The 21,172-nt window shown below is 70.1% G+C and carries 26 protein-coding genes; 1 reads left to right on the forward strand and 25 read right to left on the reverse strand.

The features are described 5' to 3' along the window. Positions 1 to 62: 62 nt before the first annotated feature. From ACZ53K_RS32075 to ACZ53K_RS32085, 3 genes are all read right to left on the reverse strand, one after another. Complete coding sequence (locus tag ACZ53K_RS32075; RefSeq protein WP_468843576.1) at positions 63 to 422, reverse strand: hypothetical protein; 360 nt, start codon at positions 420 to 422, stop codon at positions 63 to 65. Continuing rightward, entirely contained in the window at positions 419 to 1,432 is a 1,014-nt protein-coding gene (locus ACZ53K_RS32080; RefSeq protein WP_468843578.1) for a hypothetical protein, read from the reverse strand. The genes ACZ53K_RS32075 and ACZ53K_RS32080 overlap by 4 nt, the downstream gene beginning before the upstream one ends. Positions 1,433 to 1,944: 512 nt before the next feature. After that, entirely contained in the window at positions 1,945 to 2,682 is a 738-nt protein-coding gene (locus tag ACZ53K_RS32085; RefSeq protein ID WP_468843580.1) for an SDR family oxidoreductase, read from the reverse strand. Between the two features lie 371 nt (positions 2,683 to 3,053). Between ACZ53K_RS32085 and ACZ53K_RS32090 the strand changes: the two genes are divergently transcribed. Further along, positions 3,054 to 3,746 (forward strand): MmyB family transcriptional regulator, encoded by a 693-nt coding sequence (locus tag ACZ53K_RS32090; RefSeq protein ID WP_468843582.1) that lies wholly within the window; start codon positions 3,054 to 3,056, stop codon positions 3,744 to 3,746. Positions 3,747 to 3,760: 14 nt separating this feature from the next. Here the strand turns inward: ACZ53K_RS32090 and ACZ53K_RS32095 are convergent, their stop codons facing one another. The 22 genes from ACZ53K_RS32095 to ACZ53K_RS32200 all read right to left on the reverse strand — a co-directional run bounded on the left by ACZ53K_RS32095 (position 3,761) and on the right by ACZ53K_RS32200 (position 21,161). After that, the gene (locus tag ACZ53K_RS32095; protein ID WP_468843585.1) at positions 3,761 to 5,749 is read right to left on the reverse strand and encodes an ABC transporter ATP-binding protein; all 1,989 of its coding nucleotides are present in this window, start codon (positions 5,747 to 5,749) and stop codon (positions 3,761 to 3,763) included. Beyond that, on the reverse strand, positions 5,746 to 6,024 hold the full coding sequence (locus ACZ53K_RS32100) for a hypothetical protein (RefSeq protein ID WP_468843587.1): 279 nt from the start codon (positions 6,022 to 6,024) through the stop codon (positions 5,746 to 5,748). Before ACZ53K_RS32100 ends, ACZ53K_RS32095 begins: the two co-directional genes overlap by 4 nt. A gap of 48 nt (positions 6,025 to 6,072) precedes the next feature. Further along, entirely contained in the window at positions 6,073 to 6,384 is a 312-nt protein-coding gene (locus tag ACZ53K_RS32105) for a DUF6087 family protein (RefSeq protein WP_468843589.1), read from the reverse strand. Continuing rightward, positions 6,381 to 6,935 carry a GNAT family N-acetyltransferase gene (locus ACZ53K_RS32110; protein WP_468843787.1) on the reverse strand — a complete coding sequence of 185 codons (555 nt, stop codon included), beginning with the start codon at positions 6,933 to 6,935 and terminating at the stop codon, positions 6,381 to 6,383. Before ACZ53K_RS32110 ends, ACZ53K_RS32105 begins: the two co-directional genes overlap by 4 nt. Positions 6,936 to 6,960: 25 nt before the next feature. Next, on the reverse strand, positions 6,961 to 8,535 hold the full coding sequence (locus tag ACZ53K_RS32115) for an asparagine synthase (protein ID WP_468843592.1): 1,575 nt from the start codon (positions 8,533 to 8,535) through the stop codon (positions 6,961 to 6,963). Between the two features lie 70 nt (positions 8,536 to 8,605). Then, positions 8,606 to 8,773 (reverse strand): hypothetical protein, encoded by a 168-nt coding sequence (locus ACZ53K_RS32120; RefSeq protein WP_468843594.1) that lies wholly within the window; start codon positions 8,771 to 8,773, stop codon positions 8,606 to 8,608. Beyond that, positions 8,770 to 9,171, reverse strand: coding sequence for a DUF6415 family natural product biosynthesis protein (locus ACZ53K_RS32125; protein WP_468843597.1), 402 nt, complete (start codon positions 9,169 to 9,171; stop codon positions 8,770 to 8,772). The genes ACZ53K_RS32120 and ACZ53K_RS32125 overlap by 4 nt, the downstream gene beginning before the upstream one ends. A gap of 62 nt (positions 9,172 to 9,233) precedes the next feature. Further along, positions 9,234 to 10,082, reverse strand: coding sequence for a helix-turn-helix domain-containing protein (locus tag ACZ53K_RS32130; protein ID WP_468843599.1), 849 nt, complete (start codon positions 10,080 to 10,082; stop codon positions 9,234 to 9,236). Positions 10,083 to 10,115: 33 nt separating this feature from the next. Continuing rightward, positions 10,116 to 10,640 (reverse strand): DUF6879 family protein, encoded by a 525-nt coding sequence (locus ACZ53K_RS32135; protein ID WP_468843602.1) that lies wholly within the window; start codon positions 10,638 to 10,640, stop codon positions 10,116 to 10,118. Then, positions 10,612 to 10,854: a hypothetical protein gene (locus ACZ53K_RS32140; RefSeq protein WP_468843604.1), complete on the reverse strand. Its 243-nt coding sequence runs from the start codon at positions 10,852 to 10,854 to the stop codon at positions 10,612 to 10,614. Before ACZ53K_RS32140 ends, ACZ53K_RS32135 begins: the two co-directional genes overlap by 29 nt. A gap of 143 nt (positions 10,855 to 10,997) precedes the next feature. Beyond that, a complete protein-coding gene (locus ACZ53K_RS32145) occupies positions 10,998 to 11,987 on the reverse strand; it encodes a hypothetical protein (protein WP_468843606.1) in 990 nt (329 codons plus the stop codon). Positions 11,988 to 12,100: 113 nt separating this feature from the next. After that, on the reverse strand, positions 12,101 to 12,577 hold the full coding sequence (locus ACZ53K_RS32150) for a LuxR C-terminal-related transcriptional regulator (RefSeq protein WP_468843608.1): 477 nt from the start codon (positions 12,575 to 12,577) through the stop codon (positions 12,101 to 12,103). Between the two features lie 49 nt (positions 12,578 to 12,626). After that, positions 12,627 to 13,319: a hypothetical protein gene (locus ACZ53K_RS32155; protein ID WP_468843611.1), complete on the reverse strand. Its 693-nt coding sequence runs from the start codon at positions 13,317 to 13,319 to the stop codon at positions 12,627 to 12,629. A 176-nt stretch (positions 13,320 to 13,495) separates the two neighbouring features. Then, positions 13,496 to 13,690 carry a hypothetical protein gene (locus ACZ53K_RS32160; protein WP_468843613.1) on the reverse strand — a complete coding sequence of 65 codons (195 nt, stop codon included), beginning with the start codon at positions 13,688 to 13,690 and terminating at the stop codon, positions 13,496 to 13,498. A 320-nt stretch (positions 13,691 to 14,010) separates the two neighbouring features. Continuing rightward, positions 14,011 to 14,466 (reverse strand): hypothetical protein, encoded by a 456-nt coding sequence (locus tag ACZ53K_RS32165; RefSeq protein ID WP_468843615.1) that lies wholly within the window; start codon positions 14,464 to 14,466, stop codon positions 14,011 to 14,013. 14 nt (positions 14,467 to 14,480) lie between these two features. Continuing rightward, positions 14,481 to 14,972: an NUDIX domain-containing protein gene (locus ACZ53K_RS32170; protein WP_468843617.1), complete on the reverse strand. Its 492-nt coding sequence runs from the start codon at positions 14,970 to 14,972 to the stop codon at positions 14,481 to 14,483. Between the two features lie 50 nt (positions 14,973 to 15,022). Next, the gene (locus tag ACZ53K_RS32175; protein ID WP_468843620.1) at positions 15,023 to 15,595 is read right to left on the reverse strand and encodes a DUF6624 domain-containing protein; all 573 of its coding nucleotides are present in this window, start codon (positions 15,593 to 15,595) and stop codon (positions 15,023 to 15,025) included. 237 nt (positions 15,596 to 15,832) lie between these two features. Continuing rightward, positions 15,833 to 16,396, reverse strand: coding sequence for a hypothetical protein (locus ACZ53K_RS32180; RefSeq protein ID WP_468843622.1), 564 nt, complete (start codon positions 16,394 to 16,396; stop codon positions 15,833 to 15,835). Between the two features lie 1,011 nt (positions 16,397 to 17,407). Further along, the gene (locus tag ACZ53K_RS32185) at positions 17,408 to 18,001 is read right to left on the reverse strand and encodes a hypothetical protein (RefSeq protein ID WP_468843625.1); all 594 of its coding nucleotides are present in this window, start codon (positions 17,999 to 18,001) and stop codon (positions 17,408 to 17,410) included. Positions 18,002 to 18,003: 2 nt separating this feature from the next. Then, on the reverse strand, positions 18,004 to 19,299 hold the full coding sequence (locus ACZ53K_RS32190; RefSeq protein ID WP_468843628.1) for a cytochrome P450 family protein: 1,296 nt from the start codon (positions 19,297 to 19,299) through the stop codon (positions 18,004 to 18,006). 22 nt (positions 19,300 to 19,321) lie between these two features. Then, positions 19,322 to 20,578, reverse strand: a complete 1,257-nt coding sequence (locus ACZ53K_RS32195) for a cytochrome P450 family protein (RefSeq protein ID WP_468843630.1) — start codon at positions 20,576 to 20,578, stop codon at positions 19,322 to 19,324. After that, complete coding sequence (locus tag ACZ53K_RS32200; protein WP_468843789.1) at positions 20,571 to 21,161, reverse strand: GTP-binding protein; 591 nt, start codon at positions 21,159 to 21,161, stop codon at positions 20,571 to 20,573. Before ACZ53K_RS32200 ends, ACZ53K_RS32195 begins: the two co-directional genes overlap by 8 nt. Positions 21,162 to 21,172: the final 11 nt, after the last annotated feature.

The raw sequence follows: 21,172 nt of genomic DNA on the forward strand, positions 1-21,172 counted from the left end.
CATCGGCCCCTGCTGACCACGTCACATCGATCGAAAGGACACTCTGAGATGCAGAAACAAGCTCAGATTGTGATCGAACCGGCGATAACGCCGGGGCCCCACAGCAGCAGGGAGGGCCCGCGGGCGACGACCCGGCGTCCGCCGCCGCCGTGGTGCGGGTGCAGGGAGTCGGTGTGCGGGGCGACGGCCGCCGCGGCGATCGTGTGCACCCACGCGGCGACGTCGGGGTGGTCGGCGACGGCCTCGCGGTAGGCGTACGGGATGCGGCGCTGGGCGGCCTCCAAGGCGGGCACCGGCTCCGGAGTGTCCGGCAGTTCGGGCCCGTCCGGCGCGATGCCGAGAGCGGCCAGTTTGGCCCGCATCCAGGTCACGCCGGGGCTCTCGGCGGCCGACTGGGGGTCCTGCAGACGTGCGCGGGTCACGGGCGGCCTCCGAAGGTCGTCGGGGCGGGAGCGGCGTTGAAGTACGGGACGTAGGAGGCGGAGTGGTGGCTGGCCCAGGGCCCCACGCCGGAGGCGGAGGGCGGCACCCCGGCGTTGAGCACCTCGTCCACCAGGCTCGGCAGGACGCTCGGATGCAGACCCTTGACCCGCAGCCGCTCCAGGGCGGTACGGATCGGCTCCGGCTGAAAGCCCTCGTCGAGCAGCCGGCGCACCTGGCGTCCGAGGTGGCCGAGCTTGTCCTTCGGCGGGCGGTGGGCACAGGCGCTGACGTACTCGGCGACCAGTTGCTTGGCCGTAACCGGCTCCGCAGTGGCATCGGGTGCGGGCGCGGGGCGCCCCGAAGGTACTGATCCAGGATCCGAGATCCTAGGTCCAGACGGTGAACCCTCGCGAGGGCTCGTCGAACCTTCGGCGACAACCTTCTGACCAGCAGGTTCGTCGGGCGCTTCCGTGGCGCCTTCGCCAGGTGCCGCCGGTTCGCGTGTTCCGCTCACATCGGAGGGCTGCTCAGCCTCGGTTGCGTCCGGTTCACCGGGCGAACCGGACGATACGTGGCGATCGAACCCTCGACGAATGGGACCAGGCGCCGCCGGTACCGCTGCCGGGCACGGCTCGCCGGCACACCCGCCGCACTTCTGCCGCGCCTGGTGCTCGGGGCAGCGGGGCACCCGCGAGGCCGACGGGCGGTCGATTTTCTGGTGCCGCTGCCACGTCACGATGTGCAGGTAGGTACGCCCGTCACAGCCGGTGTAGCGGCAGATGAGCCCGGCGCCGGCGAGCTGTTCCAGGTCGGCGGCGACGTGGGCCGCGGTGTGCTCGGCGCGCAGTGCCCACAGCCGCCCGGCGATGATCGCCGGGTGGTCACGGAAGCGCCCCGAGTCGTCGGCCAGCGTCAGCAGGCCGTAGAAGGTGCGCTCCGCGGTGACGCTGACCGAAGCCAGGTCCTCGGACTCGAAAGCCTCGGGCTTGATCGTTCGGATACGTGCCATCAGGCACCACCCCCACGCATCCGCTCCCACGGCTGCTGAGGAGATACCGACGCGGGGTCGGCAATCAAGGAAGGGGGGTGGACCGCTGCGGAGGCCGGGGCTTTCGGCCTTTTGCGCAGGGCAGTCAACATGCGACACTCTCCCGTGTGATAGCGCCGCTCCGGTTGGTCCTGTGGAAAGGCCCGGGCGGTGCTGGTAGGTGATCTCGCGCCCTTGCCTGGGCGCCACGGTCATCAGCGGTCGGCGTCTGAGAGTTGCCTCTCTCAGACGCCGCCCGTGTCCCGTGCGTCAACGCTGCGGGTGTCGGGCTGCCGTAAGGGGGCCTTCATGAAATTGCCTTTCTCTGCGTATCCAGCGGGCCCGTTGCCCGGAGGGGGACCAGCAACATACGCAGACAACTGCCCAAGATCCATACTTAGCTCTGCAGAACCCGAATCGACGGCTAACTGCAGCGCGCGCACGTCGACTTGACGAGCAGGGCAGGCCGAGATGCAAGGGAACGGTCGTGAAGCTCAGTGGCCCGCGCCGGCACCGCCGTCAACGGGCAGCACCGCGCCGGAGATATACGACGCTTCGGCGCTGGCGAGGAACCGTACGGCGGCGGCGACTTCGGCGCACAGGCCCGGGCGCCCCAGCGGGATGTCCATCCGGATTTCCTCCCAGAAGGCCGCCTTGCTCAGCTCGTTATGCGTCTTCGTCAGGTAGTCCACCCCATCCTCGGTCAGGCCGGGGGAGACGACGTTGACGGTGATGGAGCGCCGGCCCAGTTCGCGCGTCAGGGAGCGGGCGAAGCCGATGAGGCCGGCCTTGGCGGCAGCGTAATCCGGTCGGCAGCCCCCGGTCAGGGCACCGGATGAGGCGATGAGAACGATGCGGCCCTGGTGCGCAGGCAGCATGCTGCGCACCGCCCGCTTGACCATTCGGAACGTGCCGGTCAACGCTGTGTCCACAGTTCCCGCGAAGTCGGCCTCGTCGATACGGTTGAGTACCTGGTCACCGTCTAGGTCCGCATGCGAGATCAGAACCTCCACAGGTCCGTGCGCAGCTTCCGCCTGCTTGAAGGCCAGTTCCACCTCTTCGGTGTCCGTGGTGCCGCAGCAGATGGGCAGGCACCCTAGCTGGAGGAGGTCGGCTGGGGGCTCGCCGACGGAGTACAGGATCGCGACCTTGTCCCCCGCCTGAGCGAACAAACGGGCCACGGCGTGCCCTACTCCGAAGTTGCCGTCGGTGACCAGAACCGAGCGCGACACGAGGCGCCTCCGATGAACATAAAGAACGATCGTTTTGCTGCCGACGACCCTAAAACGCGCAGGTCAGCAGGGGAACCGGACAGTAACCGGTGCGGGAACTGGCCACTTCCCACTTCAGCGTCAACCGTTCGGGGTAACCAAGCCCGGGGCGCCCTCCTGTCCCTCTGACCAGCTAAAACGTCATCCCATGAAGGTTGTACGGGCAAGGTCGAGTGTGGCGTACGTCTCTCGATCATGCTTTCTCTTCGGATATGGGACGAAGGCGACACGAACCACTGATTACGTCCGTACTAAGGAATGCCCGTAAGCGCCGCCAACGGAGCGATATTCCCGGTTCCGGAGCACGCTCCGGCGGGCAAAGGGGCTACGGCGTGTCTCAGGAGGAAGTCGCCATGCTCATCGGCAGTAAGAACCGCCGCTGGTACGGCAACCTGGAGCGAGGGGAACCAGGGAACTACTCCGATGAAATGCTCGGCCGCGTACGGGACGAGCTGGAGCTAACCGGAGCCGAGTGGAGCATCGTCTACAAGCAAACCCACCAGGGCTTGCCGCCACCCGAAGAACGCTTCCCCACCTCAGCAGAGGAGCCACCGTCCGACGAACTCTGTATGCTCGTCGAAAAGCTGCAACCGTGGCCCGCGGTCCTGTGCGACCAGCGATGGGACGTCGTCCACTACAACGATGCCGCGCTGAATGGAATGCCATGGCTGCATTCCACGAACAACCTCCTGGAATGGTCCCTGACTGCTCAGGAGGCACGCCGCCAGCTCACTGACTGGGAGGAGCAGTGGGCGCTGTGGCTGATCAGCCATCTTCGCCAGCAGGCAGACCTTTGGTCAGAGGACTCTCGACTGCAAGGTGTCGTCGATGTGGCGCGCGCTGACCCAACCGTGCGCCGATTGTGGGACTCTCCCGGCCTGGCGGAGGCTGCCCAGTCCGGGCAGTCCCAGACGCGACGCTTGCTTTTCCCCCGCAAGAAGGGCCAAGAGCCCGAAGGGGCATTCATGCGTCTGCAACTTGCCGAAGTTTCCCCCTACCGACTCTTTGTCGCCATGCCGACGTAGAACCGGATGTCGTCTCATCTCTGGAGGGGTACGGGCTGCTCGTCATCGTCTGTGGCGAACTGGGCGCGCTGGATCTCGTACATGGCCCGGAACCTGCCGCCCGGGGCCGTCGCCGGGTCCATCAGTTCGGGGAAAGTGCCGGATTCGGCGATCCGGCCGTCTTCCATGAGGTAGATGAGGTCGGCGGAGCGTACGGAGTGCAGGCGGTGGGTGATGAGTACGACGGTCTGCCCGCCGGCCGCGAGGGCCCGGATGTTGGTGAACGCCTGCTGCTCGGCTTTGGCGTCGAGGGCAGCGGTCGGCTCGTCCACTACGAGAACCTGTCCGTCCCGGAAGTGGGCGCGGGCGATTCCGAGTTTCTGCCACTGGCCGCCGGAGAGGCTGTGGCCGTCCTGGTAGCCGCGGGCCAGCAGGGTGTCCCAGCCGCGCGGCAGGTCCTCGATCAGGTCTTCGGCGTCCGCGTGCCGGATCCCGGCGGTGAGCCGTTCCTCGGTCGGGGCCGCGTCGGTGCGGCCGATCGCGACGTTCATGCGGGCGGTCAGCGGCCAGTGGTAGAAGTCCTGGGAGACGTTGGCGATGCGGGAGAACCAGGATTGCCGGTCGATCTCGCTCGTCGGTACGTCCCCGACCAGCACCTGGCCCTCGTCGGGAACGTAGAGGCCGGCGAGGAGCTTGGCGGCGGTGGTCTTGCCGGAGCCGTTCTCCCCGACCAGCGCCACCGTCGACCCGGCGGGGAAGTGCAGGTCGATGCCGTCGAGGGCGGGCTTGTTGTCCTTGCCCGGGTAGGTGAAGGACACCTTCTCGAAGCGGATTCCGCCGATGTGCTCGGGTACGGGGCGGCCGGTGGTGGGGATGGCGCGCCGGTCGGCCTCGTTCTGGATGTGTTCCAGGTCGCCCACGAACAAGCTTTCCTCGTTCAAGTAGTTGATCTGGCGGACGAGGGTGGTCAGGGAGCTGGTGGCGGTGCGGATGGCGATGATGGCGGTGCCGCCCACCGCGAGCGGCATGGCGTCGGTCCACAGCAGCAGGCCGAGCACGCCGAAGGTCGCCGCGTACGCGACGCCGGTCAGGGCCGACGCGAAGATCCCCGTGCGGGCGGCGAGGCGGGCGAGGCGCGCTTGTTCCTCTTCGGCGGTCTCGGACATGCGGCGGAAGTGGTGCAGCAGGAAGGCGGCGATGCCGTGCAGCCGGATCTCGGCCGCGGCATGGGTGGAGGTCAGCAGTTCCGAGATCAGGCGTCCGGCGCGGGCGTGCTGCGTCCACACCTTGAAGGACAGGTAGCGGCGCCGGGCGATGACGAGGGTGGCCCAGGCGCTGGGCAGCGTCATCATCACGATCATCGGCAGCAACGCCGGGTGCAGCACGGTCAAGACGCCGATGGAGGCGAGCAGCGACATCAAGGCGTTGATCACCGAGGTGCTGTACTGGATCATGCGGCGGGCCGAGGAGGCGCCGAAGCGGGCAGACTCCGCACGCCGGTGATAGTCGGGGTCTTCGAAAGCGGCCATCTCCACCTTGGCGGAGGCGGTCAAGTAGATCTCGGTGGCCACGCGTTCCACCGCGGGCTCCAGCCGTCCGGTGCCGGCGGTGGACACCGCACGCAGCCCGGCACCGAGCACGCTGCACACCGCGACCGCCACCAGCGCGGGCAACGCGGCGCTCAACCGCTGCGTCGTCGACCCGCCAGCCAGAAGCGCGGCAAGGACGTGATTGATCGCGATCATGCTCGCGGCCTGCACCGCCCCGCGCCCCACCTCGGCACCAACGACCTGCCGGAGGGCTCGCGCGTTGGCCTGGCGGGCCAGGCGGACGGTCAGGGCCAGGAGGCGGGGGAGACGTACGACCATGCCGCGCAAGTTCAGGTCGAGCAAAGCGTCTTCGTGCCGCAGCCAGGCCAGATCCAGGCGCAGCCGGCCGCCGAACAGCAGCCGCTCGGACTCGGTGACCCTGTCTGTGTCCGGGAACGGTCCGGCCTTCGCCGGGCGTAGGCGCGGCCACTTCATACGGCGCCCTCCTCCGGTTGAATCCTGCTGGCATCGGCGGTTGCATCCGGGCGCGGATGCAGTAGCACCAGCACGGTCATGAGGTCGGCGTCGTACTCCTCGGCCTCGCCCCAGGCGTCGGCCAGCACGGTGACTTCGCGGTCGTCCAAGGCTCGGGCGCCGGGCTGGGCGGGCAGGTAGTCAGCGAGGAGGCAACCCTCCGGCTCGATCAGCGGACGCAAGCCGCGGCCGTCGGCGTAGTGGCGGTCCCACTGGTCGCGGGTGGTGTGTTCCACGGTCATCCTTCTTGTCGGGGGCCGGGACAAGACGTGGTGCCGCGCCGCTCAGGCGGGCTTGCGATGTCTGCCGGTGCCCGCGGCCCTGCCGTCCGGGTGGGCAGGCGGCTCGCTGAGCGGCTGGCTGTGGACGAGTCGTTGTGCGGCGGCGTAGTCGGTGGTCGTCGTCAGGGGCGCCCACCGGTAGCCAACGTGGCGCAGGATGAGCCGCGGTGCCTGCGGGTGCAGGTGAGCGGCCCCCTGAGCGCCCGGGGCGAGCACGAGGATCCGCAACCGACTCGCCAGCTTTCGGCGAGTCTCCGCTTGGCGTGCGGCGAGCTGTGCCAACGATTCGGCCGGGGGACCGTGTTCGGCCCTCATCGGGCGAGCCCCGGCCAGCGGAGGTGCTGGAAGTCAGCGCGCAGCAGTGCCTCGGTGATCGTCTCGGCGTTGACCGGGCTGGCGGGGCAGCTCATGAGGTAGGCACGCTTCGTGGTGCGCTGGACTTCGCGGACCAGGTGGAAGTGCTGCGCCTGGTAATAACGGACCAACGCGGGATGGAAGCAACCGCGCCGTACCCACTGCTTTCCGTTTATGGCGGCGTGGTGGACGGCCCACCAGGCGATGAGGGTGCCGGGCTTGTGAGCGCGGTAGGCCGGGTCCGTGCACGTTGTATACAGGTAGTCTGCCGACTCGGACAGTTCCCGATCCGTCCAGCCCCACGGCGGCGCTGCCGACTGAACGGTGGAGCAGCCGACCAAGCAGCCGGAGCGGGTGTCTTCGAGGATCCACATCTCGCCGTCGCCCGCCTGCTGGGCAATGCCGTCGGCGGCGTCGCGCCAGCTCGACAGACCGCGGCCCTCCAGCCACCGGGACCGGTTGAGGATCATGGTGGTCAGGGCGGGGGCGTCGGCGGCGGTGGCCGGGCGCATGGCGAACACGGGCTCTCCGGGTGGGTCAGAGGAAGGCTTCAGCAGCCAGGTGCAAGGTGGTCACTTCCAGCAGCTGCGCGTCATCGTCCTCGCGGTACACGCCGTCGTGGAGCCGGTCGACGGCGCGGCGCAGCCCATCGGGGTCAACGAGTTTGTCGTCGAACAGGGGCGAGCCCTCGCGCAGCATCCGGGCGAACAGCGGTCGGGCGTGGACGGTCAGGGTGTGCTGGACGACTTCGGCGAACGACTCCCGCAGCTTCGGCTGGGTCACCTCCTCGTCCAGGCCGAGGGCGGCCAGGCGGCGGCGCTGGAGCTGCTTGAGCTGGCGCCAGTCGATCGGCAGCCACTCACCGAGCTGGACCATCACCGGGTCGGTGAACGGGTGCACCGGCCAGATGCCCTGGCGCAGGAGGAGCGGGGCGGTGGTCTCCAGGGACAGCAGGCTCATGCTGTTGACCACGGCCGGCGGGGCGATCCCGACGTCGCCGAACTCCGCTGCACTGCGGGCACGTTCGCCGACCCACGGAAGGCGGGCCGTGTCGGACAGTGCGCCCATCGGCTGGTGGGGGTACTCCTCCTGGGAGAGGGCGACCATCTCGTCGCCGCCCAGGCCGGTGACCACGGCGCGGGCGCCGTGGGCGGCCAGCCCTTCGGTCAGCCGTTGGAACGGGTGGTACAGCGGCTCGTCGTAGGGGCTGATCAGCTCGCCGTTGACGCGGGCGCAGTCGCGGTGCAGCGGCGCGGTGACCATCGCGTCGAGCAGGAGGTCGGGTTCGGCGAAGCGTACGGCTTCGCGCATCTGCTGGCGGCGACGCAGTTGCTGGGCGCGGCCGGGCCCGCCGATGAGCAGGGCCGCGGTGGCAAAGCGGTCCGGGAAGCGTTCGGCGGCGCGCGTGGCGAGGACGCCGCTGTCGAATCCGCCGGTCAGATGCAGGCTGGTTGTCGCCGTATCGAGGGGGCGCAGGTCCCAGGCGCCGTCCATTGCTTCCACGAACGCTTCGAGTACGTCGGCGTCGTCGGCGAGTTCGCGTGGGCCGCTGTGCAGGGCGGGCTCGGGGTAGCGCAGGAACAGGGCGCCACCGAAGTGGGCGGTGGCCCGCTCGGTCAGGCGGTGGATGCCGGTAAAGACGGTGTCGCTGCTGTAGCGGGGCCGGTACAGCAGCAGCCGCGCCACCTCCCGCGCATCCAGGCTGCCCGCGCACGGTGCGAGGTCGCCCATCTCCCAGGAACCGTGCAGCGTGCTGCCGCCTGCGGCGAGATACAGCGGGGTGGTGCGGCACGGGCCTACGGTGACCTGTACCGGCTCGTCCGGCGTCCACTCGATGAGCACCCAGTCCGCCGGCCACCGCTCGGCCGCCCGCCGGGCCTGGTCGTACTCGGCCTTCGGCACCTGCTGCACGTCAGCCGCTGACGCCACATGCCCGGCGACCCGCTCCCGGACCATGATCAGGGTGCGGTGGCCGTCGTTGACGGCGGCCTGTTCCACCAGCGGGTGAGCGTAGGGCACGACCTCGCTGTGCCCGCCGCTGAGGGCGTAGCGGGTGCCGTCCCACCGCCAGCACCCGTCGGCGACGTACGGGGTCAACCGGAGCTTGATCACGCAGCCTCCCGGCTACAACCACAGGGCCGGGGCACAGTCATGGGGGACTGCGCCCCGGCGAGGACAAGGATCAGACGGCGGTCGTGTCGTAGGTCTTCGCCGCGTCGGAGGAACCGGCCTTCTTCTTGTACTCGTGGCACTCCCCAGGCGCTTGAACCCGGCGCACGACCTTGGTGGTGAACAGCGCGTTCACCCGCGAAATGCGGCGCCCTGGCAAGGGCGGGACGAAGTCGTTCATAAACCTCCCTGGGCAGACGGGGAACACCGGCCGACAGCCGTAGCAGGCGGGACCGGCGTGCGGTGCGTTTCGAGGAGGATCAGACACAACTGCGCCAACGCGCGAGTCCGGTCCCGTGCCGCCGCGGCATCCGCGCAGGCAGGAAGCTCCAGCAGCCGGGTGGCATCCTGGGCGGCTCCCTGGGCCAAGCGCGTCAGCGCACCGGGGCCCGGCGGGATGAGCAGCCCGAGGTGGCCGCGCAGCGCCTGCGCCGTCTCGGTCAGCCCGGGATCCGCCTGCAGCCGCAGAGGGCGAAGGGCGCGAGCGCAGGTCGCCTCGATGGAGGCGACATCGATCGGCAACGCGTCGGCTTCCTCGGCCGGAACTTCGCAGGCGAGTGACGCGGCGACCTCTTTCATGCCAATGAACCTAGGAGACCGCGCTGTTGGGGCTCAAGGAAGTTCTACAGAGTTGCACGCCGTCACTCGAAAGTGGCACGGGCGCAGAGCACCAGGCGCCGGGCCGCGTCGCCGTACACCGCCATCTGCCGCAGCTGGTCGAACGCCCGGAGATACACGCCGATCTCACCGGGGGCAGTGATGTTGATCTCGGCGGAGAGGGTTTCGACCTGGACCCGCTCCTCGTCGAAGACCATGAACGTTTCCAGGGGCCACATCGAGCGCCGTGCGCTGCCGGGGATCACGCCCAGGGAGACGGCGGGCAACGCCATGGCTTCGAGCAGGAAGTCGAGCTGGCCGGTCATCGGACCCGGCTCGGTGAGGGGGTAGCGCAAGACGGCTTCCTCCACCAGGAGCAGGAAGCGGTGGCGGCCCTCGCGGATGACGTGCGAGCGGGCCAGCCGCGCGTCCGCGGCCTCGCGGGCGTCATCAGGAGTGCCCTGGAACCGGTTGATCGCCGACAGCAGGGCGGCGGCGTAGGCGTGGGTCTGCAGCAGGCCGGGGATGACGTTGGAGCAGTACACCCGAAACAGCCGGGTGCGCTCGTACAGGGGCACGGCCGCCTCCTGGTGGCGGCGGATGCCGCTGCGGTGCAGGCGCAGCCACTCGGCGTACATCGACTCCGCCGTACGCGCCGCCGCGAGCAGATCGTCCACCTGTTCGGGCGCCCCGCACGCCGCGCACCAGGCCCGGATGTCCGCTTCCGAGGGCGGCGTGCGGGCGTTCTCCAGCCGCGACGACTTCGACTTGTGCCAGCCGCACCGCGCCGCCAGCTCGCCGGCGGTCAGGCCACTGGCACGCCGCACCTCCCGCAGGCGCACCGCCAGGGCACGGCGGGCTTCTTGCGCGGCCGAGGACGGGGATGCGGACACGTGCGGCGTTCCAGTGACGGCGAGAGGGCGAGATCAGGTCAGCGTGTACTCGTCGTGCGGCACGGCCCGCTCCCACACGGCGGCGAACGCCTGCGTGCACAGCCGGGCCACCGCCGCGTCCTCGGTGTACTGCGGGGCGACGGCCTGGCCGTCACCGGAGAAGACGTTGAAGCGCACGGCCCGCTCGTCGATGAGCCAGAAGTCGTTGCCCGGCAGCGCCAGACCGGAGGCGCGCGCCCGGGGCAGCCAGCGCACCTGTTCGCCGGCCGCCACATTGACCGGCGTGATCGCATGCTCGAAGCGGATGTAGTGGCTCACCGGCTCCGAGACGATCCGTGCCCGGCGCATCGTGACCCCGCGGACGGTGGTTCGCTTCACCAGATCGACCCACGGGCCCCAGAACTCCGAGTCGGCTGCAGGCACCGTTCCGTCGCGCCGCCAGGCGTCTACCGTCGCCGTCTCCTCCTCGACGGCGTAGACATCACGCATCTCCAGGTGCACGGCCGAGTGCCGCGCACAGTCGAGCAGTTCAGCGAAGCCGGGCACCGTCTGCGACATCGCACGCCTCCCTGAGCTGGGCCGCCATACGGGCGGGGATACGGACCACGGCCTCATTCTCGGGCCGGGGGCTGTTTTGCGCGCACTCTTCGACGGTCGCCACGTCGGGAAGCCAGCCCTGCACGATGATCTCCCCTCTGTCCTCGTCCACCCACACCGCGGGGCAGTTTCCGCCGCCCGTTTCCGGATCGATACCGATGAACCGTAATGCCATTACTGCCTCCCCTACGTCCGTGTACTGCTTGACGTGCCTTGGTCGCCATATCGGGGGACCTAGCGTGAGCTTCGATGCCGCGTGGGCTTGGTGACCGCCATGAAGCATGTGGGGTGCACCCTCGTGGTGTTCACGGTGTGTGCTCAGGAGGCGGGAGGCGGTCCCGGCTGCGCCGGGTCTGCCGACATCCGGTCGAGGTCGTAGTCGGTGGTCACCAGCAGGTGATCACTGGCGGCTTCCGCATCTGGCCCGTGGTGGGTGGTGTGCGCGTAGGCGGTGCGGGCCAGACGGAGCGTGGCGCGGACGGTATCAATGCGGCCAGGGCCGTAGGGGTCGAGGCGCCCCCGCTCGTCGGGCCAGTGGCCGCAGGTTGCCTCCCAGGGGACGTCCAGCAGCGGAGCGATGTCGTGCAGACCGCCGGGTTCCTGGCTGAGGAAGACGGCCGCATCCCGGTTCGCCACCGGTGGTGCATCGGGGCGTGCCGGGTCGAAGTCAACCTGGAATCGCAGTTTGCGGTGCCGCTGATCGGCGTATCGGTCTGCGTCGTAGTAGGAACCGTCGGATCGCCGGGAGGCGTCCAGACTATTCCAGTCGGCTCCGATCGCCCCCTTGTCGTCTTCGCCCTGGAAAGCGGACAGGACGCGACGCGCCTCTTCGAGCCGGCGGGACGGAGAAAACGGGTTCGCATGGAACGAGCCCCATTTGGTGGGGGCCGGGCCGCCGGCGTCGAGCATCACCGTCACCATGCCGTGCCAGAAGTCCACTCCGCCGTCGTAGCGGCGCAAGGTGTTGGGTACGGCTTCCACGTCGGGGGTCCACAGCAGGGCGACGTGGAAGCGCACGCTGTCGCAGGTTCCCGGGTGCTGGCTGGCCAGGGCGGGGATGATGCGGCGGCCCCGCGGCCGGGAGGCTTGCGCCACCAGACCGGTGTCGTCGGCGAACATGCGAAGGACGCGGGCGGCATCGGCCCGGCTGTCTCCGGTGATCTCTTGGACCGCCAGTGCTCCCCGGTGGTTGCGGAATGCTTCGGTCACTGTCTCGACGAGACAGCCGTAGCGTTCCTTCTCCTCGGCCGAGCGGGGAAGGCCCAGGTTGAAGAGGTTGTAGGTGCCGAACCGGAACGTTGCTGTCATTGAGGCTCCTGTTGCGTATGGGAATGAGGCATGACGTCCGTGGGGGGTGCGGGCATGACGGCGCAGCCTTCCGGCCCGTTCTCGGCAGGGCGGTGACCGGGCGTGAGCGAGGTTCATGAGCGGTTGCTTGCCTGCGTCGGGAAGCTCGGAGTGGCAGGCAGCAGGCGATAGGTGTGGCCGAGCGTGATCAGATGGGGGTGGTTGGTGGCCTCGGCCTTTTTCACGAGCTGGGTGATCCGCCGCTTGCGGAACTCCGATGGCCACCGCAAGGCGGTGTCGATTTGGACCGGGGTCGGGCAGGTGGCGAGCGCTTCCCACACCCTGCGGTCTTCTGCAGTGAACTCCCTCGGTGGCTCGACGAACATCGGCATGTCGACCTGTCCCGTCACGATGCCGAGATGCACCTTCGCCGCACGGGTACGGACAGTGAATTTGAGGCCGATCTGGCGGAGGTGCTCCTGAACCGTGGCGGGCTCGACGTGCAGTTCCTGGGCCACCTCGCTGGTGGGGAGCCCCTTGGCGACCCGTTTGAGGACGTTGACTTCGCCGGTGGTCAAGCGGGCGTAACTGGGGACAAGGCTGCTGCTCACAGCGGCTCCTGGAGATGCGAGGCGGACTGAGAACGAGGCGATTCCTGGCTCACCGGGCGGCGATGTCGGCGCCTTGGAGCACGACGGTTGTCTGTGTCAGCGTCCGGGCCAGCCGGTCGGCGATGACCCAGCGTCCCCGGGTGTGCTGGTAGGGCAGGACGACAGCGGCGCCGACGGGCTCGAAAGCGGCGTCGGCGAATCGATACCGCTGCCCGCGCACGCCGTACAGGACGGGATCGAGCGACCGGGCCGCGGCGAAGCCGTGCCGCAGGTCGGGGCGGGCGAGCGCGTAGGCGGCGATGTGTGCCAGGCACACTGGGGGCCACATCGTCAGCTGGCCTTCGACGCGGCGTTGGCCCCGCGGCACCAGGAACAACCAACCCGCAGTGGTCCGGTGGCCTGGACAGTTACCGATAGGGCAGTTCAGGAGGCTCATCGCCTCCCGGAGCCGGTCCGGATGGATCCGCCCGGACACCGGATCGCCGGCAAGCCTGCCCGCGCCGTCGCGGCGCTGATGGTAGCGCCGCCACAGGACATCGTGGCTGTCCCGGTCGGCGGGGGACTCACCGACGTAGGCCAGGGCCCACAATCCGTTGTCGCCGCTGCGTAAGTCCAATTCCTTGACGACCGGGCCTTCGCCGGTGCGCAGCGTGATGTAGGCGTCGCGGTGCTGCCGGTGCGCCTGGGACGCACGGAGTTGGGCAAAGCGCGCGGGCGATGAGATGTTGGGTGGGGTGAGCATCTTCCTGCCTGGAATACGAACGTGGGACGGAAAGATGCCCCAGTGGCGGGACCGGGTGGTGGCTCCGCGGCCGGGGGCAACTTGGTGGCCGCCGAGCCCTTCGAGGGGCTGCGTGGGCCGGCATCCTGGAGACGTCCGCGCCGGGGGCTTCTTGACGACGTCGTCGGCTGACCGGTTCACCATCGCCAGTTGCCGAGCGCCTGCGCGATAGCGCCTACGAACCGTTCGATGGGAGCCGCCAGTTGGGTGTCGCGCAAGAAGAAGCCGAACACGATGGCAGCCAGGGCGTGTCCCGTCTTCAGCCCGCACTTCTTGATCAAGACCCAGACGACGGCCAGGAGCACGACGACGAGTGACACGTGCACCATCACGGAGAGCGCCGACCTCCTTCACGGCACCGCTGTGACGCGATGGTTTCGGGTGGCGGGCCTGGTCGTTCACCGAAATCTCGTCTCGTCAGGAAGTAAGCGGACATCACAAGGCCGGCGCTGGCGCTGCGCCAGGGGCATCCGCGTGCCACAAACCGGTACGGGCATTGCATCGAGCTGTTCGTCCTCTTGCCGAGTTGCTGGTGGCCGGTCATGCGAGCGCCTCGTCTATGGCTAGCGATGCCGGGCGCGGACTTCCGGCAATCCGAGCGGCTGCTCGCCGACTGCCCCTGCGCGGTTCGCTTAGATGTTTACGACGCTCGCTACAGGTCGGTCTCTTGGCGTACGAGCCACAACCCCGCGCCATGGGTGGTGAGCCAGACCAGCTCGGTGAGGTAGAGCCGGTCCCGGCTGACGGCCGTGCGGGAGGCGGCGACGATGCCGTGCACACCACCGGCGGGGTCGGCCAGCATGGTGCACAGCCGGGACCAGCCGGGCCGTAGTCGTGGGGCACTGTCTCCCTGGTCGTCCGAGATCCGCTCGGCGACGTCGAAGCGGAGCTGCGCGGCCAGGCCCTGGGCGGCGGCCAGGTCGTGCGCGGGGTCGCCGCCCGGCCTCGTCAGTGCGTAGAGGACCACACGGAAGCCGGCGGGGCGCAACCGGTCTCGGGCGGCCTGGTTGATGCGGGTGCGCCAGGCATACAGGGCCCGGGAGTCAGCGGACAGGCCGGGGCCGTCCGGAGCGGGCGCGGGCGGCTCGGGGAGCAGCGCGGCGGACATGGCAGGTCCCTCCCTCACGCCGCATGACCGGGCAGGAAGACGGTCGTTTTCTTGCGCAGGGCGTGCTCTGCGGCGTCGAACCGTTCTTCCAGGTACGGCGGGATCCTGCCGGTCATGTCCTTGCGGGACACGAAGCGCCAGTCGGTGACCTCCGAGGGCCGAAGCTCCAGGTCGGCGTACGAGTGGAGGGTGGGGCCCTCCCACACGAAGTTGTAGCCCTCGGCCGTCTCCCCGGTGGGCGGCTGCCAGTGCACCACCAGGAGACGGCCGAGTTCGATGTCCAGACCCGTCTTCTCCCGGATGCGGCGCCGGCAGGCGTCCTGCGGGTCCTCGCCGACTTCGGCGCAGCCGCCAGGCAGGTTCCAGGTCAGGGTGTCACCGCGCTCGACGCGGCGGCGTACCTCCAGCAGCAGGAACTGCCCCTTGCCGTTGGAGATGAGGGCCTGGCTGCCGATCCGGCGGCCAGGCGGGTTGGTGAAGTGGTCCGTACGTGGCAAGTGGTCCATGGACCTCGCTCCTTGCGTTTCGAAAGCCGGTGAAGAGGCGGGGCGATGGTTCAGGAGATGAGGAGGCGGCGCCTGTGGTGGGCAGCCAGCTCATACCTCAAGGGCGGCAGCCCGACGGCGGAGCGACGTGCCTCGACGCCCTCGGGGTCCTCGATCGGATAGGGCCGCAGCAGCCGGGGGACGAACTGGGTGCCGAAGCGCTGTGGTTGGTCCTGGAGGACGGCGGACAGGTCGTGGGCGTAGGCGCCGTAGGCCGTGTCGCAGGCGCCGCTGGCCACCGCGGCCTGGATCAGGTCGCAGCAGGAGAGCACGAAGGCCCGGTCGGTCTCGGGCGCGTGCAGCAGGATTTTCAGGGCGGCCACGGATGCCCCGCCGCCGACCAGGACGGCGGTCGGCCAGCCGTGATGGTTGACCAGGTGGCGCAGTTCCGCGGTGTGCTGGGCGCAGGCGTCTTCCAGGTGCCGGCGGCGGTGGGCGGCGCCCGGCAGAGCGTGCACCTCCCGCATCAGCCGGTCGTCCTCCGTGGCCATGACCGTCAGTTGACGGCGCACGGCATCGCGGACCTGGGGCGACATGGCGCGCGGGGCCTGCTGCGCGGGTGCCGGCTCGGCGGAGTGGGACATTGTGAACGCTCTCCAGAGGTGATGCAGGCAGTACGGGAGGAGTTGGTGGTCGGCGTAGGGCTCAGGGGGACCGGCCGTCGCGCGGTGCGATGGGAGCCTGGGAGCTGTCTGGTGCGCCGTCCTGACGCGGGTGTTCGACGGGTGCTGGGGCCGGGGACGGCGGGCCGAAGCCCAGCAGGTTTCGCAGCCGTTGCGCCGCTCGCTGGGCTCGCGGCGTGGGGTCCGGAAGGCGAGTGGTCATGCCGCTCGGCCCTTCTTCGCCGGGAGGAGAGGTTCGACGATCAGGTCCTCGCGCCGGAGCAGCGCACCGACCCGGTGGCCGCAGACGAGCGCGTGCTCGTCGGTCCGGGCGTGCAGCGAAAGGCGCATCAGCACGCGCAGTTCTTGCGCCTTGGCCATGGACAGGGGGGAGGCGACCGCGAGTTTCCTGAGCGTCCATCCCGCGGCCAGTGCCGCCAGCAGACAGCCCTGGGCCGGCTGGAGCGTGACGTTCATGGCCGGAGGGCCGGTATACAGGCCCCGTACGTCCGCCAGGTGGATCAGACGCGGACGTGTGACGAGCTGCCCGCCAGACAGGGCGGCGCCCAGAGCATCGACGGTGAACCGGGCCACCCGCTGGTTGGCGCACAGGCCGTGTGCGACAAGGTCCTTGTCACCGGCTCCGCTGGCCAGCAGGCCCAGAACCCGGCGTTCCTGGTCGGCGGCCGACGCCCCCGGGCCGAACCGCCACGGGCCCAGCGCGCCCTCCGGAGCGGACTCGCGGGTCCGGGGCTTCGGCCGGAGCGCATCGCGCGGTTTCACCGTGGCGGTCCCTTTCGGCATAGAGGCTGTGGGCGGCTGGGGGATTGGGCGGGCAGGCGGCGTACCGGCAGTGCGGTCAGGACGGCCCGCCGGATCGAGGTGTGCTGCGGTGATCCCGCGCGCCGGCCCGCTCCCTGAGACCGTGGGGGCGCAGGCCGGCTGCTCCTTCGGGCCGGGCCCGGACGGATGTAACCCGCAAGGAGCCGCGCGGGCGCGATGACGGCGCTGTGCCGCCTCACCGCATCTCCCGGACAGCGCGGCGCCGGTGGGCAGCGGCCGTCCGGGAAGCCGTACGGGTGTGTGGCTGGGGCCGTGGTGGCCCGCCAGGGTGATGAGCCCTGGCGGGCCGACGGGCCGAGCGTGCCCCTCTCGGCCTGGCTGCAGCCCGGCCCTGATCAGGTGGCAGCCGCACGGTGCCGTCCCGGTTCCTCCCGCCTCAGCGAAGGCGGGAGCGGCACGAACCGGGGGCGGCGGTGGGTACGGGCGGTCGGCCGGCCGTACCCGGCGCGGGTGCACGAGGCCCGCGCCCTTCCCGCGACGGTGCTCTCGCCCGTCCGGGAAGTCGGGAAGGGCGCGCTGGCCGGTGCCGGTGAGGCTGGTGATCACGTGGCCTGTCATCGCGCACTCCTCGTAGGCGGAAAAGGAAGGGGGAGGGGAGGGCCGGCCCCGGCCAGGGGTGTCCCCTGCTGTCAGCCCTGCCGGGGCCGGCCCGTGTGCCGCAGCGCCGGACAGCCCCCCAACCCAGGTTCCGGCGCCAACCCGGCCAGCCCGTCCCCACGGCGGAGCGGCCGGGTGCCGCCCCGGACGTCGTCGGCCGGGACGGCTGCGGCGCGGCTGTTCCCGCTCTCGCGGTGCGGGACACAGCCGCTGTCTCCCGAAGGGCACGCCCACCTCGGGGCAGGCGTGGTCTTCGGGAGGGCGGCAGCCGTCACGGGGAGACGGCCGCCAGGGCACGGACTTGCCGTGCCCGCCCGCGCGACGGTGGTTGGCCCCACCGCCTGCGGAAGTTCGTCAGGGCTGTCTTCGTCTTCGGACACACGGCGGAAGCTGGGCGTGGACGCTGTCGGTCAGACGGGGCAGACGCCGGGGGCGGCGGCGCAGCAGAAAGGCCGACATGGGGGTGCCGCGCAGGACTTCGAGGCCGTAGCGGTCGCCGAGGTCCTCGGCGACCGCCTGATCGGCGGTGTCTGCGGCCAGCCACTGCACGTGCTCGTGCGCGCCGTAGTCGACGAGCCAGCCCACCAGACGCGGCCCGTACCCGTCGCGGTCCTCGTACAGGTCGTCGATCCACAGCGCCCCGCCGGGCATGTCCCGCCCGCGCTCATCGCGCATCGGACTCTTGATCACCAGCGCGCAGCTGCGGATCGTGGGGCCGTCCAGCGCCAGCCAGGTCAGCGGGTGCTCCCGGTCGACCGCGCCGAGCATCGACAGCAGGGGGCAGCCGCCGGGCGTGGCGGGCCGGGGCTGGTGGTCCATCCAGTGCGTCGCCCGCGCGACGACCTGTTCCACGGCGTGGCGGTCGGCGTACTCCGCCGGGCGGATGACGCAGTGCGGCCGTCGGGGCCCGTTGACCGTCGCCGCGATACCGGCCGGGGTGCGGGCCATCGTCACACCTCCGCGGGGACGTCGGCCGTCGGCCGGTCGTCGGCCGGCGTCAGACGGACGAGCAGGGTGGGGTATGAGTTCATGAGCACGCTGGGCGAGCGGGGCGGCGGGTCGGCCAGCGTGAGGCTGGGGTAGCGCTTGAACAGCGCGTGCAGGGCAACGGCCCCTTCGAGGCGGGCCAGACGCTCTCCGGGGCACCGGTGCGTCCCGTACCCGAAGGAAAGGTGGCTGCGGGGAACGCGGTTGATGTCGAACCGGTCGGCGTCCGGGCCGTAGCGCTCCTCATCGCGGCCCATGGCGATGTAGGAGAGCATCACCATGTCCCCGGCGGCGATATCCACGCCGTCCACGGTGACGTCACGGGTGGCGAACCGGGCGAGGAAGTTCGCGGTGGGCGGATCCCAGCGCAGGATCTCCTCGACCGCCGTCTCCCAGCTCACCGTGCCGCGCAGTAGCAGGTCCAGCTGCTCTGGGTTGGCGCACAGGGCACGGACGCCGTTGACCAGCAGGTGCACCGTGGTCTCGTGCCCGGCGATCATGAGGACCTGCGCCGTGGGGATCAGTTCCTCGTCGGTGAGCTGCTGGTCGGCGGGCAGGCTCAGCAGTGCGCTGATCAGGTCGTCCTGCGGGGCGCGGCGCCGCAGTGCGACCAGGCGGGTGAGGTAGTCATGGAACGCGGTGAGGGCGTCGGCCGGGTCCTGGGTGTCATCGAAGATCACCTGGCACCAGTCATGCACGTTGCGGTGGTCGCGCTGCGGTACGCCCAGCAGGTGGCTGATGACGGTCATCGGCAGCGGCCACGCCAGCACCTTGCGGAAGTCGACCACGCCGCCGCTCGCGTCCGCGGCGGTGGCTGCCAGCACGTTCAGCAGCCGGGCGGTGGTGGCCTCGATGTACGTCCGCAGCTCTTCGACTCGGCGCGCGGTGAAGGCGCTGGCAAGCGGCTTGCGCAGCCGGCGGTGGTCCACGCCGTCGACGGTGACCAGGCTGCGGCGCGGGACGGCCAGCCCCCGCAAAGACCAGTCCTGCGGAACCTCGCCGTTCTTCAGGGCCCGCCAGTGGCAGCGGTCCGCGCTGAAGGTGCCGGGATCACTCTGGATAATGCGAGCGGTCGCGTTGCGGGTGACGGCCCAGCATCGGACGCCACCGGGCAGTTCGACCGGCACGACCGGCCCGGCGGTGCGCATCCGGGCGGCGTCGCGGTGCATGTCGGGGCTGGCCGGGTCGAGTTGGAGCACGGGCCGCTTCAGGCTCAGCGGTTGGTCGGCCGTGGTGGGTATGGGGGGGGACAGGTCCATGGAGGTCTCCGCAAGGGTGGGGTTACGGGGCGGGGAAGAAGCACACGGGCAGGGCTTTCAGGCCCCGCATCCAGATCGAGGGATCCCAGCGCAGTTCCTCCGGACGGCAGGCCAGGCGCACGCCCGGCAGTGCGTCGAGGAGCACGTCGATGCCGGTGGTGGCCATTACCTGCGACAGGTCCCGGGCGGCGTGCGGGCAGCTGTGCTCACCGTGGGAGTAGGACAAATAGGCCCGGCTGCCGTCCAGGTCGGCGGTAACGTCGGGGCGGATGAACGGATCGCGGTTGGCGGCGGCGAAGCCGAGCAGGACTAGGTCGCCCTCGGGCAGGGTGTAGCCGCCCAGGGTGACCGGGCGGGCGGTGAACCGGCCGGCGTAGGTCTGGGTGGGAGTGTCGTCCCACAGCACCGCGTTGATCGCCTCCTGCACGGGCAGGTGGCTGCGCAGGAACGCATCGGTGTGACGCGCGTCAGTGAGCATCAGCCGCAGCGCGTTGCCGATGAGGTAGGCCGTGGTCTGGTGCCCGGCCGTCAGCGTCACCAGCAGGTCCTCGACGAGCTGCTCACGGCTCAGGCCCGCGGGGTCGGCCGCGAGCCGCGCGGTGACGTGCCTCCCGGGTCGGCCGCGGCTGTCGTCGACGAGCCGGGCGACCATTTCGCGCGAGCGCTGCTGCGCAGCGACTGCCTCCGGCCCCCCAGCGATCATGGTGACGAAGTCCTCGACCAGATGCGGGCCGTACTCGGCCGGCACCCCCAGGGCCCAGCTCATCGCCATGACCGGCAGCTGCATGGCGTAGTCGGCCATCAGCTCGGCGCGGCCCACCGCGGCGAAGCGGCGCACCAGCTGCTCACCGAACTCCTCGCAGCGTGCCGCGAATTCCTTGCGGTCGATGCCATCAAGGGCGGCGTTGAGTGCTCCGGCGCGCCGACGGTGCGCCTCTTTCTCGGCGTACATCAGTGAGTGGCCGGCCGGGCCGCCGCCGAGCAGCGGCCACAGCGGCCAGTCGGGCGGCAGGTGGTTCCCCAGGCGCCAGCGGGCCGAGTCGCGCGCGAAGGTGTCCGGATCATCGGTCACCCGCAGCAGCTCGCGGTAGCCCAGGACCAGCCAGGCCGGGACGCCGCCGTGCAGCAGTACCGGGGCGACCGGACCGTGGGCCTGGCGCAGCGTACGGAAGACGGTCTTGGAATCGCTCTGGTAGTGCGGATCTCCCAGGCGCACCGTGCCGTAGTGGGTGGCGGGCAGCTCAACCAGCGCAGGGTCCAACGAGGTGGGATCAGACACGGCTTGGCTCCTGACCGGCCGGGGCCGCGTAGTACTCGCCGGCGTGGGTGGCCCAGTTGATGAGGACGTGCCGTGCGGAGTCCGGCTCCCGGGCGTCGCAGCGCATCAGCGGTACCCCGCTGTCCAGGTCCAGCGCCGCCCGGATGTCCGTGAGGGGATGGGCGTCGTCTTCCCCGGACCAGACGTTGTGCGCCACCACGAAGGGCAGCTGGTCGGCCTCGAAGCGGTCGATATAGACGAAGGCGTCCTTGAGCCGGCGGGTGTCGACCAGCACGATGGCTCCCAGCGCGCCGTCGAACAGGCCGTCCCACAGGAACCAGAAGCGTTCCTGTCCCGGTGTGCCGAACAGGTAGAGCACGAGGTCGTCGTCCACGGCCTTGCGGCCGAAGTCGAACGCCACGGTGGTGGTCGTCTTGTCGGGGACGCCGGCGACGTCGTCGATGCCGGTGCTGTCTTCGGTTATCTCCGCTTCGGTGGTCAGCGGCGTGATCTCACTGACGGCACCGATGAAGGTGGTTTTGCCGACGCCGAAGCCGCCGGCGACGATCACTTTGGCCGCCGCGCTGGTGCTTGCCGGCAACAGGACGTCCGGGG

It is taken from the genome of Streptomyces sp. NPDC033221 (assembly GCF_055577005.1).

Coding starts and splice junctions, on each gene's coding strand:
- ACZ53K_RS32080 (WP_468843578.1), bottom strand. CDS start 1,432: ATGGCACGTATCCGAACGATCAAGCCCGAGGCTTTCGAGTCCGAGGAC.
- ACZ53K_RS32095 (WP_468843585.1), bottom strand. CDS start 5,749: ATGAAGTGGCCGCGCCTACGCCCGGCGAAGGCCGGACCGTTCCCGGAC.
- ACZ53K_RS32105 (WP_468843589.1), bottom strand. CDS start 6,384: ATGAGGGCCGAACACGGTCCCCCGGCCGAATCGTTGGCACAGCTCGCC.
- ACZ53K_RS32110 (WP_468843787.1), bottom strand. CDS start 6,935: ATGCGCCCGGCCACCGCCGCCGACGCCCCCGCCCTGACCACCATGATC.
- ACZ53K_RS32120 (WP_468843594.1), bottom strand. CDS start 8,773: ATGAACGACTTCGTCCCGCCCTTGCCAGGGCGCCGCATTTCGCGGGTG.
- ACZ53K_RS32125 (WP_468843597.1), bottom strand. CDS start 9,171: ATGAAAGAGGTCGCCGCGTCACTCGCCTGCGAAGTTCCGGCCGAGGAA.
- ACZ53K_RS32135 (WP_468843602.1), bottom strand. CDS start 10,640: ATGTCGCAGACGGTGCCCGGCTTCGCTGAACTGCTCGACTGTGCGCGG.
- ACZ53K_RS32140 (WP_468843604.1), bottom strand. CDS start 10,854: ATGGCATTACGGTTCATCGGTATCGATCCGGAAACGGGCGGCGGAAAC.
- ACZ53K_RS32145 (WP_468843606.1), bottom strand. CDS start 11,987: ATGACAGCAACGTTCCGGTTCGGCACCTACAACCTCTTCAACCTGGGC.
- ACZ53K_RS32155 (WP_468843611.1), bottom strand. CDS start 13,319: ATGCTCACCCCACCCAACATCTCATCGCCCGCGCGCTTTGCCCAACTC.
- ACZ53K_RS32165 (WP_468843615.1), bottom strand. CDS start 14,466: ATGTCCGCCGCGCTGCTCCCCGAGCCGCCCGCGCCCGCTCCGGACGGC.
- ACZ53K_RS32170 (WP_468843617.1), bottom strand. CDS start 14,972: ATGGACCACTTGCCACGTACGGACCACTTCACCAACCCGCCTGGCCGC.
- ACZ53K_RS32175 (WP_468843620.1), bottom strand. CDS start 15,595: ATGTCCCACTCCGCCGAGCCGGCACCCGCGCAGCAGGCCCCGCGCGCC.
- ACZ53K_RS32185 (WP_468843625.1), bottom strand. CDS start 18,001: ATGGCCCGCACCCCGGCCGGTATCGCGGCGACGGTCAACGGGCCCCGA.
- ACZ53K_RS32190 (WP_468843628.1), bottom strand. CDS start 19,299: ATGGACCTGTCCCCCCCCATACCCACCACGGCCGACCAACCGCTGAGC.